General features: G+C 56.9%; 7 protein-coding genes and 1 tRNA gene. 3 read left to right on the forward strand and 5 right to left on the reverse strand.

From position 1 onward, the window contains the following. Window positions 1–7 precede the first annotated feature (7 nt). The 4 genes from mgtE to PGR91_RS09825 form a co-directional block, all read right to left on the reverse strand. Complete coding sequence (gene mgtE / locus PGR91_RS09810) at window positions 8–1,393, reverse strand: magnesium transporter (protein WP_153498338.1); 1,386 nt, start codon at window positions 1,391–1,393, stop codon at window positions 8–10. Window positions 1,394–1,789: 396 nt separating this feature from the next. Continuing rightward, window positions 1,790–1,863: transfer RNA gene (locus PGR91_RS09815), tRNA-Ile, on the reverse strand. A gap of 180 nt (window positions 1,864–2,043) precedes the next feature. Next, a complete protein-coding gene (locus PGR91_RS09820) occupies window positions 2,044–4,191 on the reverse strand; it encodes a protein-disulfide reductase DsbD family protein (RefSeq protein WP_409049101.1) in 2,148 nt (715 codons plus the stop codon). A gap of 72 nt (window positions 4,192–4,263) precedes the next feature. Further along, window positions 4,264–6,168, reverse strand: coding sequence for a class II glutamine amidotransferase (locus tag PGR91_RS09825; RefSeq protein WP_118656725.1), 1,905 nt, complete (start codon window positions 6,166–6,168; stop codon window positions 4,264–4,266). A gap of 782 nt (window positions 6,169–6,950) precedes the next feature. Here PGR91_RS09825 and rbr point away from each other — a divergent pair. After that, window positions 6,951–7,529 (forward strand): rubrerythrin, encoded by a 579-nt coding sequence (gene rbr, locus PGR91_RS09830; protein WP_101572130.1) that lies wholly within the window; start codon window positions 6,951–6,953, stop codon window positions 7,527–7,529. Window positions 7,530–7,613: 84 nt separating this feature from the next. Here rbr and PGR91_RS09835 read toward each other — a convergent pair whose 3' ends face one another. Beyond that, the gene (locus tag PGR91_RS09835; RefSeq protein WP_118656721.1) at window positions 7,614–9,452 is read right to left on the reverse strand and encodes a PQQ-binding-like beta-propeller repeat protein; all 1,839 of its coding nucleotides are present in this window, start codon (window positions 9,450–9,452) and stop codon (window positions 7,614–7,616) included. A gap of 191 nt (window positions 9,453–9,643) precedes the next feature. On the opposite strand from PGR91_RS09835, the gene PGR91_RS09840 reads away from it, so the two are divergent. Both PGR91_RS09840 and PGR91_RS09845 read left to right on the forward strand, forming a co-directional pair. After that, on the forward strand, window positions 9,644–12,688 hold the full coding sequence (locus PGR91_RS09840) for a SusC/RagA family TonB-linked outer membrane protein (RefSeq protein WP_118456934.1): 3,045 nt from the start codon (window positions 9,644–9,646) through the stop codon (window positions 12,686–12,688). Between the two features lie 20 nt (window positions 12,689–12,708). Further along, entirely contained in the window at window positions 12,709–14,355 is a 1,647-nt protein-coding gene (locus PGR91_RS09845; protein ID WP_055205698.1) for a RagB/SusD family nutrient uptake outer membrane protein, read from the forward strand. Window positions 14,356–14,362: the final 7 nt, after the last annotated feature.

Below are 14,362 nucleotides of genomic sequence, written 5' to 3' on the forward strand. Positions count from 1 at the left end.
AGCCCCATCAAAGAATCTTTCCGGTCAGGAACAGCGCCGCGATCGAGAAATAGATAATCAACCCCGTTACGTCCACGAGCGTCGCGACGAAAGGCGCCGAGGCCGTGGCAGGGTCGAGTCCGCACTTTTTCAGGATAAAAGGAATCATCGAGCCCGACAGCGTACCCCACAGCACGATAAAAACGAGCGAAACCGACACGCTGGCGGCGATCCACGGCCAATGCGTCCCGTAGTCGTACAGTCCGGCCTCCTGCCAGATGAAAATCCGCACGAATCCGATGATCCCCAGAATCGCTCCGAGGATCAGCCCCGAGAAAATTTCTTTGCGCATCACGTACCACCAATTACGCAACTTCAACTCGCCAAGCGCCAACGAACGAATGATCAGGCTGGCCGCCTGCGAGCCCGAGTTCCCGCCGCTCGATATGATCAGTGGCACGAACAGTGCGAGCACGACGGCCCGCGCGATCTCGTCGTCGAAATAGCCCATCGCCGATGCCGTCAACATTTCGCCAAAAAAAAGAATAACGAGCCAGCCGGCGCGTTTGCGCACCATTTCGGCCAGCGGGGTCCGCGTATAAGAAAGATCCAGCCCCTCCGTACCGCCGAACTTCTGGAAGTCCTCGGTACTTTCCTGCTCGGCCACATTCATCACGTCGTCGACGGTCACGATACCCAGCAGGGTGCCGTCGCCGCCGATGACGGGCAATGCCGTGCGATTGTTGTCCTGAAAGGCGCGGACGGCCACTTCCTGATCGTCTTCGGCGCGAAGCGCGACAAAACGGTTGTCGGTAATCTCCGACACGTTACGAGCCGGCGACGCGAGAATGACCTCCTTGATCCGGATGTCGTCGATCAACTTCCAATGCTCGTCGACAACATAAATCACGTCGAGCGTCTCGGAATCGCGACCGTAACGGCGGATATGCTCCAATGCTTGAGCGACTGTGAAATACGGCCGGACGGCCACGTATTCGGGGGTCATCAGCCGACCGATGCTGTCTTCCGGATAGCCGAGCAGCCTCATGGCGACCTCGCGCTCTTCCTGCGACAACATCTGCACGAGCCGCTGGCTCACTTCGCCGGGCAACTCTTCGAAAAACGCCGTGCGGTCGTCGGGATCCAGGTCATTGAGCAGGTCGGTCATCTTATCGATGTGGGCGGCCAGTCCGTCGATAATCTCCTCGCGCTGATCGTGCGAGAGATGTTTGAAGGTCTCTTTCGCCGACTCGCGCGAAAGCAACCGGAACGGAATCGTCCGGTCGGATTTGGGAAGTTCGCCGATCGCTTCGGCGATCTGAAACGGCTCAAGATCGCTGAGCTCGCTTTTAAGGATTTTCCAGTTCTTGTCGGCAATCAATTGCCCGAACCGGTTTTTGATTTCATTGATCATACGGTCTCTCCTTGCGAATTTACACCGCAGGAGACTCGGAAGGCTTCTGCGGTCGGTTAAACAATCGGGGTCGTCTGTCGACAATAAGGGCCTTCGTCCATCGTAATGATTTTAGTTTATAAAGGATCGTCGCATACGGAACGCACACGGTATGCGGATGCAAAGGTACGATTAGTTTCCCAATATCCAATTTTAAAACGGAACGGGGCCGTGAAGCCGGAGAGGTTGCAGCGCGCCCGATTGCCGTTCGCGGTCTGTTTGTCAAACCGGTTCGGGATCGTATTCCCGGCTGTCCGGTCGCCGGCGCAAAATCGAAATACAGCGGATTCGGCGCCGTAAACCGCCCCCGACGCATAAAAAACACTTGCAGGGACTGCAAGTGTTCGGATTCGAAAGTGGGCCCAGAGGGGCATGATCCCCCGACCTTCAGATTATGAGTCTGCCGCTCTAACCAACTGAGCTATGGGCCCTGCTCTTCAATACAACGGACGCCCTTCCCCCGCAACGGAAACACTCCGCATACGCAGATCGGTTTCCGCAAGACAAACGCCCATTTTTTCGTTTGCAAAGGTAGAAAATCTTTCCAAATACGCAAAATTACAGCGCAAAACCGCCATCCCCGTAACTCCCGTCCATACCGAGCATTCGGACTACTCCGCTCCGACCGGGTAATTACGCAATCCCTGCCTCAAGAAAGCGACGAACTGATCCACATCCAGATTATACCCGCGCCCCGGAGCCAATTGTTCGCCGTCCGGGCCCAGAATCATGTAATAGGGCTGCGAATTGATCCCGAACCGCTTGTGTGCAAGGTAAGCGTTGATCTTGCCGATGCTTTTGAGCACGCGGCCCGTTTCGGCGGTCACCCATTCGTTTTCGGGCAGTTCCTTTTTGTCGTCCGAATAGAGCGCCACGATCACGAAATCGTTCCGCAGCAGTTGCAGCACCTGCGGATCGGCCCATACGCGCGCCTCCATTTCCCGGCAGTTGACGCACCCGTGACCCGTATAATCGACAAAAAGCGGCTTATGCACTTTGCGGGCATAGGCCAGCGCCTCGTCGTAGTCGAAAAAGCCGTTCAATCCGTGCGGTAGGTTCAGTATATCGCTGTGCCTGGCGACGGGGAAAGCGTCGCCGGCCTTTCCGCCGCCGGAATTTCCGGCAGGCGATTCGGCCGCATCCAGCACGAAATCCTGCGTATGCAACGGCGGCAAGTAACCCGACAATCCGCGCAACGGCGCTCCCCACATTCCGGGCAACAGGTAAACGACGAACGAAAAGGTAACGATCGCGAGCAACAGCCGCGTCACTCCGACCGACTGTACTTCGCTGTCGTGTTTGAACCGGATCTTGCCCAGCAGGTAAAACCCGAGCAGCGTAAAGATAACGATCCACAGCGCCAGATAAACCTCCCGGTCGAGGATGCCCCAATGGTAGGTCTGATCGGCCACGCTGAGAAATTTCAGCCCCAGCGCCAGTTCGAGAAACCCGAGCACCACCTTTACAGAGTTGAGCCATCCGCCGCTTTTGGGCAGGTTGTTCAGCACGGATGGGAACAGCGCGAACAGCGTGAACGGCAGCGCAAAAGCCACCGAAAAAGCGAACATCGTGATTACCGGCGCCCACACCTCTCCGGAAGTGGATTTGATCAGTACCGAACCGACGATCGGGCCGGTGCAGGAGAACGAAACCAACACGAGGGTCAGCGCCATGAAGAACAGACCGACCAAACCGCCTTTGTCGGCCTTGCTGTCGCTCTTATTGACCAGCCATCCGGGCAGCGTAATCTCGAACGCGCCGAAAAACGACGCCGCGAAAACCATGAATACGAGGAAGAAAATCACGTTCGGAATCCAGTGCGTCGCCAGCCAGTTGAAAATATCGGCCGTAATGGCATCTCCGCCTACCAGTTTCGTTATCAGAATGATAACTGCAATCGGCAGCGTATACAGCGCGACAATGCACACGCCGTACAAGGCTGCCATCAGGCGTCCGCGCGCACGGTTCCCGCTCCCTTTCAGGAAAAACGACACGGTCATCGGAATCATCGGAAACACGCAGGGCGTCAGCAGCGCGGCGAATCCCCACAGGATCGCTTCGATAATCGCGCTCCACAGCGTTCCGCCGCCGACCGGGGCGTCCGGCTGCAACAGCGGCTGCGACACCGCCGCCGAATCCGCGTCCGGAACCGCATTTACGGCCGTATCCGCTGCCGTGTCGGTCGTTGTCATATCCCCGGCTTGCGCAACCGCGGACGAATTACCCGTAGCGGAAACCGGTGCCGCAGGCGTCGCAGACGCCCCTCCTGCGGCCGTCTGTACGGCGGCTGCCTTCAGAGGAATCGAAAAAGTACGGTCGGCGGGCGGCAGGCAACTCTCGTCGTCGCAAGCCATCCATTCCACCACGGCTTTCAGCGTCGTTTCGCGGCCCGGGGCGACCCGCACTTTCTGAACGAATTCGGCGCTTTTCTCGAAATAACCGATCTCCATTGCGAACAGCGAATCGTACACTCGTACGGGCTTCGAAAGCTGTTCGATCTCCCCGAGCAACGTAACGTCCGCATTCGGTTCGAACGTAAAAGCCGTCGCATTCGGGCCGCCGTCGTAAGGGCCCGTATCGTACATGTGCCACGGTTCCGCGATCCGGGCCTTAAAAACAATCCTGGAAATCCCGTCGCCGGATTCGGAGACGGCAACCGACCAACTGACCGGATCGGCCGGCTGGGCGGTTCCATGCAGCGCCGCCAGCAGCAAGGCCGACAGGCAAACGATTTTTTTCAGAAGTGACAGGTTCATCATGCGATCTTAAATTTTAGGATCAACCGCTCCTTCCGACCGGGCGGACCCCGCTTGCTCATTCGCACCCGAAAATCAATACGCTCGCTCGTTCCGGTTCTCGTAGAAGTTGACAAATGCTTTGTTCGAGACGACGTTTCCGCCCGGAGTCGGATAGTCTCCCGTAAAATACCAGTCCCCATTATGGATCGGAATGGCTTTGTGCATATCGGCGACCGTCTGGTAGATCACCTCGACGCGAGCCTGTATCTCCGGAGCCGTAACGATCTCCGCGATTTTGGCCGATATCTCCTCATCGGTGAAACGATCGTAAATCTCGGTAACGCAGTTCACCGTCTCGGAGCGGTCGCCTTTTTGAAGCTCGGCGACGGCCTTGCGGTAAACGTCTTCGATCACATGCTCCATCCCGCGTTCGCGCAGCAGTTCGATTACGGCCCGGAACGCCACGAAGTCGCTCAGGCGCGACATGTCGATCCCGTAGCAGTCCGGATAACGGATCTGGGGCGCCGACGAACATACCACGATCTTTTTCGGTTTCAGCCGGTCGAGTATCCGAATGATGCTCTGCCGCAGCGTCGTCCCGCGCACGATCGAATCGTCGATGATCACCAGATTGTCCACCCCGGCACGGATCGTGCCATAGGTGATGTCGTAAACGTGCGCCACCAGGTCGTCGCGCTCGTTGTCCTGCGTGATGAACGTCCGCATCTTGACATCCTTGATCGCCACCTTTTCGATCCGGGGCTTGAAACGCAGGATCTCCTTGAGCCGGGCTTCGGTCAGCCTGCCGTTCTCTTCCAGAATATGTTGCGCACGGACGCCCTGGCAGTATTCGTCCAGTCCTTCGACCAGGCCGAAAAAAGCGCTCTCGGCCGTATTCGGAATATAGGAAAACACCGTATTTTCGATGTCGTAATCAATACTTTTCAAAATCTGCGGCACAAGCTGCCGTCCGAGCTGCTTGCGCTCGCGGTAAATATCTTGGTCGCTGCCCCGCGAGAAATAGATCCGCTCGAACGAACAGGGCCGGATCGGCCGCGGCGCGGTAAACGGATCGACCGATACATCTCCGTCGCGTCGCACGATCAAAGCGTGGCCCGGCGTCAGCTCCCGGATATCTTCGTACCCGAGGTTGAATGTCGTCTGAATCACCGCGCGCTCCGAAGCGGCGACGACGATCTCGTCGTCGCAATAATAGAACGCCGGACGGATTCCGGACGGGTCCCGCATGATAAACGCGTCGCCATGGCCGATCACCCCCGCCATCGCATATCCCCCGTCCCAACGGCGGGCCGACAGCGACAATACTTCCTTAAGGTCGATGTGCTTGGCCAGCATTTCGGTGACGTCGTGCTTCGAATAGCCTTTATCTTTAAAATAGCGGTACTTATCGTCGTTTTCACGATCGAGGAAATGACCGATGCGCTCGAGAATCGTCACCGTATCGGTTTTTGCGGGCGGATATTGCCCCAACTCGATCAGCCGGTCGAACAATTCGTCGATATTGGTCAGGTTAAAATTCCCGGCCAGCACCAGGCTCCGCGTCATCCAGTTGTTCTCGCGCGAGACCGGGTGCACGTTCTCGATGTCGTTTTTGCCGAAAGTCCCGTAACGCAGGTGTCCCAGAAAAATCTCGCCGGTAAACTCCACCTGTTTTTTCAGCAGCAGCGGATCTTGCAGCACCTGCGGGTTCTTCGCGACCGCTTCGTTGATCCGGACGTCGATCTGCTGAAAAATATCCTTGATCGGAGCGGCTCCGTTCGAACGCACCCGGTTGATATAAACGCATCCGGGTTCCGGGTACAGCTTGATGTTGGCCACTCCCGCGCCGTCCTGTCCCCGGTTGTGCTGCTTCTCCATCAGGATATGCATTTTGTTAAGTCCGTAGAACGAGGTGCCGTACTTTTTCAGGTAGTAATCGGCCGGCTTGAGCAGGCGGATAAAGGCAATGCCGCACTCGTGTTTGATCGAATCGCTCATAATGTCGTATAAATAAATCGGGTTCCTGTGGAAAACCCGCGAAATCCGCGGATAGACACGCGTCAAAGGTATTTATTTTTGACTTGACAAACAATACCCCGTTGTCGGATAAACGTTTCACGCCGGCCAAAAATTGCGGCGACTTTTCTCCCTGCGAACCGATTGCGTTTACACACACGTTTTGCAAACGCCGGAACCGGCTCTGTCCCGGAACAAAATTTCATTTTCCGCACAACGCTCCCCGTTTCCGGCACGGGGCCGTATCGCGCACCGGAACGGGCCGGGATACGGCGGAGACTTTGTTTTGAAAACAGCGAATAAAATATTAATTTTAGTCGGTCGGCTCCGATAAAACTGTTCGCATGAAAAAATTCCGGGTTTTATAGCTGGTTTGCTCCGTTCGTATTATGCGCTTGCGAAGATAAAGAGAAAAACATATTAAAAACCCGCCGAAAGATTACTTAGGAGGATATATTTTGATAGACGTTATTTCAAAAGAAAAATTCGGGAAATTTACCGTCCAAACCCGATTGGACGTCGTAATCCGCCGTTTTTCGAAGAAAAGCCGTACCTACAAAAAACTCTTTTTGCGGCATACGGCTGAAAACCGGCCGGGCGGCTCCGGCATATGCGATGTCTTCGGCCTCGCGACGGATCACATAAACTTATACGGTTATAAATATTTATGATCGCGGATCGTTTGCTATTTTTCCGATCTCCGCGTATCTTTGTACTGGAAAGCAGAGACATAACGAAATCATTTACTATAAAAGCTTAAAGAAATGGGAAAAAGTATCAAAGGCACGAAAACCGAACAGAACCTGTTGAAATCTTTCGCCGGGGAGTCGCAGGCACGGAACCGTTACGTATTTTTCGCAAGCGTAGCCAAAAAAGAGGGCTTCGAACAGATCGCCGGCGTATTCGCCGAAACGGCCGAACAGGAAAAGGAACACGCCAAGCGATTCTTCAAATTCCTGGAAGGAGGCATGGTCGAGATTACGGCGAGTTATCCGGCCGGCGTAATCGGAACAACTAAAGAGAATCTCGCAGCCGCGGCAGCCGGAGAAAACGAAGAGTGGACGGATCTCTACCCGACGTTCGCCGATGTGGCCGATCAGGAAGGATTCCCGGTGATCGCCGCCGTTTTCCGCTCAATCGCCACCGTCGAAGCCGAGCACGAAAAACGCTACCGCGCGCTGTTGGCCCGCGTCGAAGCCGACAAGGTTTTCGAACGCGACGAAGAGATCGAATGGCAGTGCCGCAACTGCGGTTACATCCACAAAGGCAAGAAAGCGCCCGCAAGCTGCCCTTCCTGCGCTCACCCGCAAGCCTACTTCGAACCGAAAAAGAACAATTATTAATCGACGGTTCGTACGAATCTCGTACAAAACGGCGGAGAATCCGAGGATTCTCCGCCGTTTTTATTCTTTTTCCCGAAGCATCCGTCACCGCGCTTCCAGCAACCCGACGATCCCGGCCGAACTGGTGAACAGGCAACGGTTCCGATCGAGCGGCACGACCGTACTGATCAGCGAGTTATCGACCTTATGCCGCCACAGCACGCTGCCGTCCGACGCGTCGAGCGCATAGACCTCCCCGTTCATCGTGCTTCCGAAGACGACCCCGTCTTTTTCCTGCGGCATCGACGGCGCGATTTCATAACCGAAACCCACGTATGACGCCCACAATTTTTCAGAACGGTCGCCGCGTGTGGAAAAGCATACGACGCTGTCCCGCATCGTTTTGCTGTACACTTTCGACGAATCTTCGGAGAGCCCTACGGTTTCGCGCACGGTCGATTCGGCGGTACGCCACAGCGTCCGGCCGGTCGAAGCGTCGATCGCCGACAACACCCGGTCGGGAGCCGCTATGAAAATCCGTCCGGCGGTTGCCACCGGCCAGACCGCGGCGGGCGAATAGTGCATCCCACGACGCCCGTCGCTCCATGACCACAGTAAGCGTCCGTCGGAACGGTCCAGCGCATACAGATGGTCGTCCCAGGCTCCGAAGATCACTTTGCCGTCGTAAACCAGCGGACGCGTTTCGACGTATCCGTTCGTCCCGGTAAACGTCCATACCTCCCGGCCCGTACGCACGTCGATCGCCCGGAACGTCCGGTCGCTGCAACCGACGTAGGCTACTCCGCCGTCGATCGTCACGGCGCCGAGCACCGCTTCCGAAGTTTCGACCTTCCAGCGCAATTTCCCCTTTTTCGCGTCTATTCCGTAAATATTGCCGTCGGCAGACCCGAACACGACCGTTCCGTCGGCTGCGGCCGGCGTTCCGATGATCCGATTTTTCGCGGCGAACCGCCACAGCAACCTGCCATCCGCGGCATCGAGGCAATTCAACAGTCCGAGGTCGTCGCCCACGTACACCCGCCCGTCGCAAAGCACCGGCGACGAATAGATCGCATTGCCGATCGGGGTCATCCACGTCTCTTTCACTCTGCCGTACCGCGCGTTGATCGAAAAGTCGGGGCGCACATATCCGGCGGTATCTGCGGTAAAATAGGTATCTTTCAACGAATACGCGCCCCATCGCTGGGGTCCGGCCCCGATCTTCCGCTCGTAAACGATCACCGAATCGGCCGTCACTTCGAATTCCGAATATCCGCCGAACGGCTCGCCGCCCCGTAGCGTCGAACGGCAGATGAAAGCCGGAATACCGTCGTAATCGGCCAGCCGGTTGGTATGGTAATGCCCGCCGATAAACGCCCGGATATCGTATTTGCGGACGGCATCGGTCACCGCGTACCAATTATCGACGTCGCCCTTCATCATCGGGTAATGCGTAACCAGAAAAACCGGCCGTTCGGTTCCGTAGTCCGCGAGCTCCTTTTCGAGCCAGCTAACGTCCTGCGGCGCGACGTGCCCTTCGGCCATCCGGATCACCGGCCCCGTATTGAACCCAAGAAACAGGTAATTCCCGTACTCGAACCGGAAACGGTCGGAACCGAAAATGCGCCCGAAAGCGGTCGCCCCGGACTCGCTCCACTTGGTTTCGTGATTCCCGGAAGTAACGTAATATTTCAGTTTCAGCCCGTCGAGGATCGCTTTGGCTTTCCGCAGCGAGGCATCGTCTCCGTAATCGGTGAAATCGCCCGAAACGATTACGAAGCTCAGTCCCGGCGTCGCATTGATCTGATCGACGGCATGTCGCAAGTCGTTGGCGGCCAGCGAATCGGCCGTGACGTGCAGATCGCTCATCAGCGCAAAACGGAATCCTTCCGCACGGGCCGACACAACGGCCAGCAACAAAACGGCAAACAACATTCTTTTCATAACCCGCAATATTTTAAACCTTCTACAAAGGTAACGGATTCCGGGCATTTTCGCCGGAGAAACGAACGAAAAAATACGGGATTCGCCGAATTAGGCTCATTCAGGCGCAAAAACACCGGAATACGATTCTTGGCATCTGCTTTGTACCTGTCTGTCAACAAATACAATCGAACCAAACTAAATCTGTTTCTATGAAAGTATTCGACTTTTTAAAACCGGTTAGGCTGATCGTGCTGTCAGCCCTAATTTTTTGCTGTTCCCTGGCGGCGTATGCGCAGGGCGACGCAAAACTGTTGACCGGCCGCGTAACGGATACCCAGGGGCAACCCCTGATCGGGGCCAGCGTTCTGATCAAGGGCGACATCAACCGGGGCACGTACGCCGGCGCGGACGGAACCTTCTCCCTCGACGTAAAACCGGGCGACGTCCTGGTATTTTCGTACATCGGGTACAAAGAGCAAGAAATCCCTTACACGGGACAAGCCTCGCTCAACGTGACACTCCAGGACAGCGCCACCGACCTGGACGCCGTGGTAGTCGTAGGATACGGCGTACAGCGCAAGCGAGACGTGACGGGTTCCATCGCGTCGATCAAAGGAAGCGAACTGGCGACGACCGTTGCGGCGGCCAACCCGCTGCAAGGCCTGCAGGGCAAGGTGGCCGGCGTCGAAGTGGTGCAGAACAGCGCGCCGGGCGGCGCGCCGCAAATCCGCGTGCGCGGCGTCAGTTCGTTCACCAACTCCGATCCGTGCTACGTCGTGGACGGTCTGATCATGGACAATATCTCGTTCCTCAACCCGAACGAGGTCGAGTCGATGGAGGTGCTCAAAGACGCTTCGGCAACGGCGATCTACGGTTCGCGCGGCGCCAACGGCGTGATCATCATCACCACCAAACAGGGCCGCAAGAACCAACCCGTGCAACTGACCGTGGACGCCAACGTCAGCGTATCGCAGATGGAACGCTACCTCGACTACGCCGACGCAGGGCAATACCTCTACCTGCAGAACCGCAGGGTGATGGCGCAGAACGCCGCCGACGGGACTTCGATCTCCCTGCCCTACACGCAGCAGCAAATCGACGCGGCCGGACGCGGAACGGACTGGCAGCGCGAAATCACGCAACTGGCCGTAACGCAGAACTACAACGTCAACTTGGTGGGCGGCGGCGAAAAAACGACCTACGGCCTCTCTTCGGGTTATTTCAATCAGGAAGGCGTGATGAAAAGCTCCGGGTACGAACGGGCCAACGTCAAGCTGTCGAACACTTACGACCTGACCAAATGGGCGACCATCGGAAGCAATATCTCCTACATCTACGAACGGCGCAACAGCCAGGGATCGAATCTCGCGAGCGCGCTGCGCGCCCTGCCGACGGCTCCGGTGATGGACCCGGACGACCCGTCGAAATTCTTCGGCCCGGTCGACGAGATCGGAAAATCGGGCAATCCGGTAGCCAACCTATACTACAACAGCGACAACTATACGAACTATTACAAGACGATCGCCAACTTTTTCGTCAAGCTGGAACCGGTCAAGAACCTCGTTTTCCAATCCTCTTATACGCTGAACAATTCCAACTCCGAGGGCAAAAGCTTCCTGCCGAAATACGAAGTCAACGTCGACCAACGGCGTACCGACAACGAACTGAGCGTCAACCAGAGCCGCACGTTCAACTGGTTGAACGAAAATACGCTCTCCTACTCGTTCGAAAAGAACAAACATGCGTTCAGCGCGCTGGTCGGCATCACCTTCCAGAAAACCACCTCGCAAGATCAGAGTCAGAAGATTCTGGGCATGCCCGACGTGGCATGGAAAAACCGCGACCTGTGGTACACCGGGCTCGGACAAGCCTCTACGCTGACCGGAACCACCGGCGGCGCGGTTTTCACCTACCTTTCGTATCTGGCTCGCGTCAATTACAACTATGACAACAAATACCTGATAACCGCCACGGTGCGTACCGACGGATCGTCGCGCTTTCCGGTCAACGGTCGCTACGGAACGTTCCCGGCCGTCGGCGTCGGCTGGGCGATGCACGAAGAGAACTGGCTGAAAAACGTCGGCTGGCTGAACCAGTTGAAACTGCGCTCCAGCTACGGCGTGGTAGGCTCCGACGCCGGTATCCCGAACAATATTCAGACGGCTTACGTGAACCGGGTCAACGGCGTATTCGGCCGCGATCCCGCGAGCGTGACCACTTCGGAAGTGCTCGATATGGTGATCGACTACGGCCTGCACTGGGAAGAGGCGCGGCAGTTCGACCTCGGGCTCGATTTCCGCGCGCTGAACAACCGCCTGACGCTGGAATTCGACTATTATATCAAAACGACGGCCAATATCCTGACCAACATCACGCTGCCGGGCATCAGCGGTTCGACCTACTCGCCGCTGTCGAACATCGCCAAGGCGCGTAACACCGGCATCGAATTCAACATCGGATGGCGCGAAAACCGGGGCGACTTCTCGTACGACCTGTCGCTGATCGGGACGACGCTGAAAAACAAGGTCGTTTCGGTGAACCAGAACCTGCCGCCGCTCGAAAACGGCGCGAACGTCACGAAGGTCGGCTACCCGATCGGCGGTTTCTGGGGCTACGAGGTGCTCGGCATCTACCAGAACAAGCAGATCATCGAAGAGACCGCGTCGATCGACGGCGCGACGCCCGGCGACCTGTGGTACAAGGATCAAAACGGCGACGGCGTGATCGACAAGGACGACCGTATCTACATGGGCAGCTACCTGCCGAAAGTGACTCTCGGGCTGAACATGCGCTTCGCCTACAAGGGCGTCGACCTCGAAATGGATCTCTATTCGAGCCTCGGGAACAAAATTTACAGCACCCGCCGTCAGACGCTCGGCGTCTCGCCGTACAACGTGACGACCGACTACCTGCACTCGTGGGTCGGCGAAGGATCGACCAACAAGACCACGCGCGTACTGCTCGACGGCCCCGGGACGAACAACCAATACAGCCAGTATTACGTAGAAAACGGCAGCTATTTCAAGATCCGGAACCTGACCCTCGGTTACACGTTCCCGCAGCGGATCTCGTCCAAAATGAAGATGCGCAACCTAAGAGTCTACTTCTCAGTGCACAACCTGTGGACGGCGACCAATGCAACCTCGTACTCGCCTGAAATATCGGGTCCGCCCAACGGTGCCGGTATCGACAGTTTCGACGGCACTTATCCGCCTTCGCGCATGTATTCGTTCGGTATCAGCATCGGTATTTAACCTCTTAAAAACAGGAAACAATGAAAAGGATTACCATCTATTTATCCATACTGGCCGCAGGGCTGAGCCTGAGTTCCTGCGACGGCTTCCTCGACCAACCGGCGCAGGGGCAGATGACCGAAGGCGACTTTCTCGGCAACAGCAATTCCGCTGCGAGCCTGACCAACAGCATCTATGCGACCTACCGCGAAGGAAGCACCTACGAGACGACCGGTTCGTGGATCGGCGACCTGTGCTCGGACAACGCGCTGCGCGGCAGTTCGATGTCCGACGGCGGCGGCACGATCTACAACAACGGCACCAACCAGTTCCAGAACCTGTCCGGACTCACCGGAAGTTCCGCCTTTCTGAACTGGCTGTGGCTGAACGCCTATACCGGCATCGGCCGGGCCAACACCGCGCTGAGAACCATCGACACGTTCGAAGGGCTCGCCCCACGACAGAAAGAGATCCTGCAGGGCGAAGCCTGCTTCAATCGCGCATGGTTCTACTTCGTCGTGCTGAAACTATGGGGTAAAGGCCCGATCGTTCCGCTCGAAACGCTCTCCGGCGCCGAACAGGCCGCTCTGAAAATTTCCGACCGCACGGCGCTGTACGACACCATCGTAGCCGATCTGCAAATCGCGCTGAAAATGCCCGACAAAGCCGAATCCGCCAAATGGTATCCGACCTCGTGGTACGGCCGCGCCCACAAGGGCTCGGCTCAGGGACTGCTGGCCAAAGTGCTGCTGTACCGCGCCGCCGACGATCCGGCCAACGCCATGCAATATTATCAACAGATCGTACAGATAGTCAAAGACATGGAATCTTCGACCGACGGATACGACCTGATCGCCGTCGATAACATCTTTACGAAAGCGGGCGAATACAGCGTCGAATCGGTATTCGAAATCGGGGCGGCCAGCTTCACGACCTCCGACGGAGCATACCAGGGCTGGCAGTTGCTCGGCACCCGCGGCGAACCGAACTGGGGTTGGGGATACATCGCGCCGTCGCTGAACCTCGTACAATCGTACGAACCGGGCGACAAACGCAAAGACAATGACATCATCTATGGCAAAACGACCATATACAGCGGCATGGTACAGACCCAAAGCGTGATCGACGGCACGACAATCATCGGCGCCTACAGCGAAAGCGACCCGAACTCGGTCAGCAACGGCTACCCGAACCGCTTCTGCCGCAAAGGCTACCAGCCGCGGCCGGTCGTAGGGGGTAACGAAAACTACGGCGGCAACATCCGAATGATGCGCTGGGCCGAAGTGCTGCTGATCGGCGCCGAAGCGGCCGTCCGTACCGGCGACGCGAAAGCGTCGACCTGGTACAACGCCGTCCGCACCCGCGCGGGACTCGCCTCGAAAGAGCCGACGCTCGAAAACATTTGGGAAGAGAAGCGGATCGAACTGTCGATGGAACGCGACCGTTACTTCGACCTGGTACGGATCGACAAGATGCAACCGGGCTATTTCGCCGCGAAGGTATGGGCCAAAATCCAGTCCGAACAACAGGGCCTCGAAGAGATGAAAGCGCAAGGCTTGGCCCCGGCATCGACCACGCTGCCGCTGCCGCCGGCTTCGCCCGTAGTCGTTCCGAAAAATTACGTAATGCCGGTGCCGAACGAACAGATCCTGCTGATGAACAACCTCAAACAGAATGACGGCTATTAATCGGACA

This window comes from Candidatus Alistipes pullistercoris, assembly GCF_027665465.1.
Lineage (GTDB): Bacteria > Bacteroidota > Bacteroidia > Bacteroidales > Rikenellaceae > Alistipes_A > Alistipes_A hominis.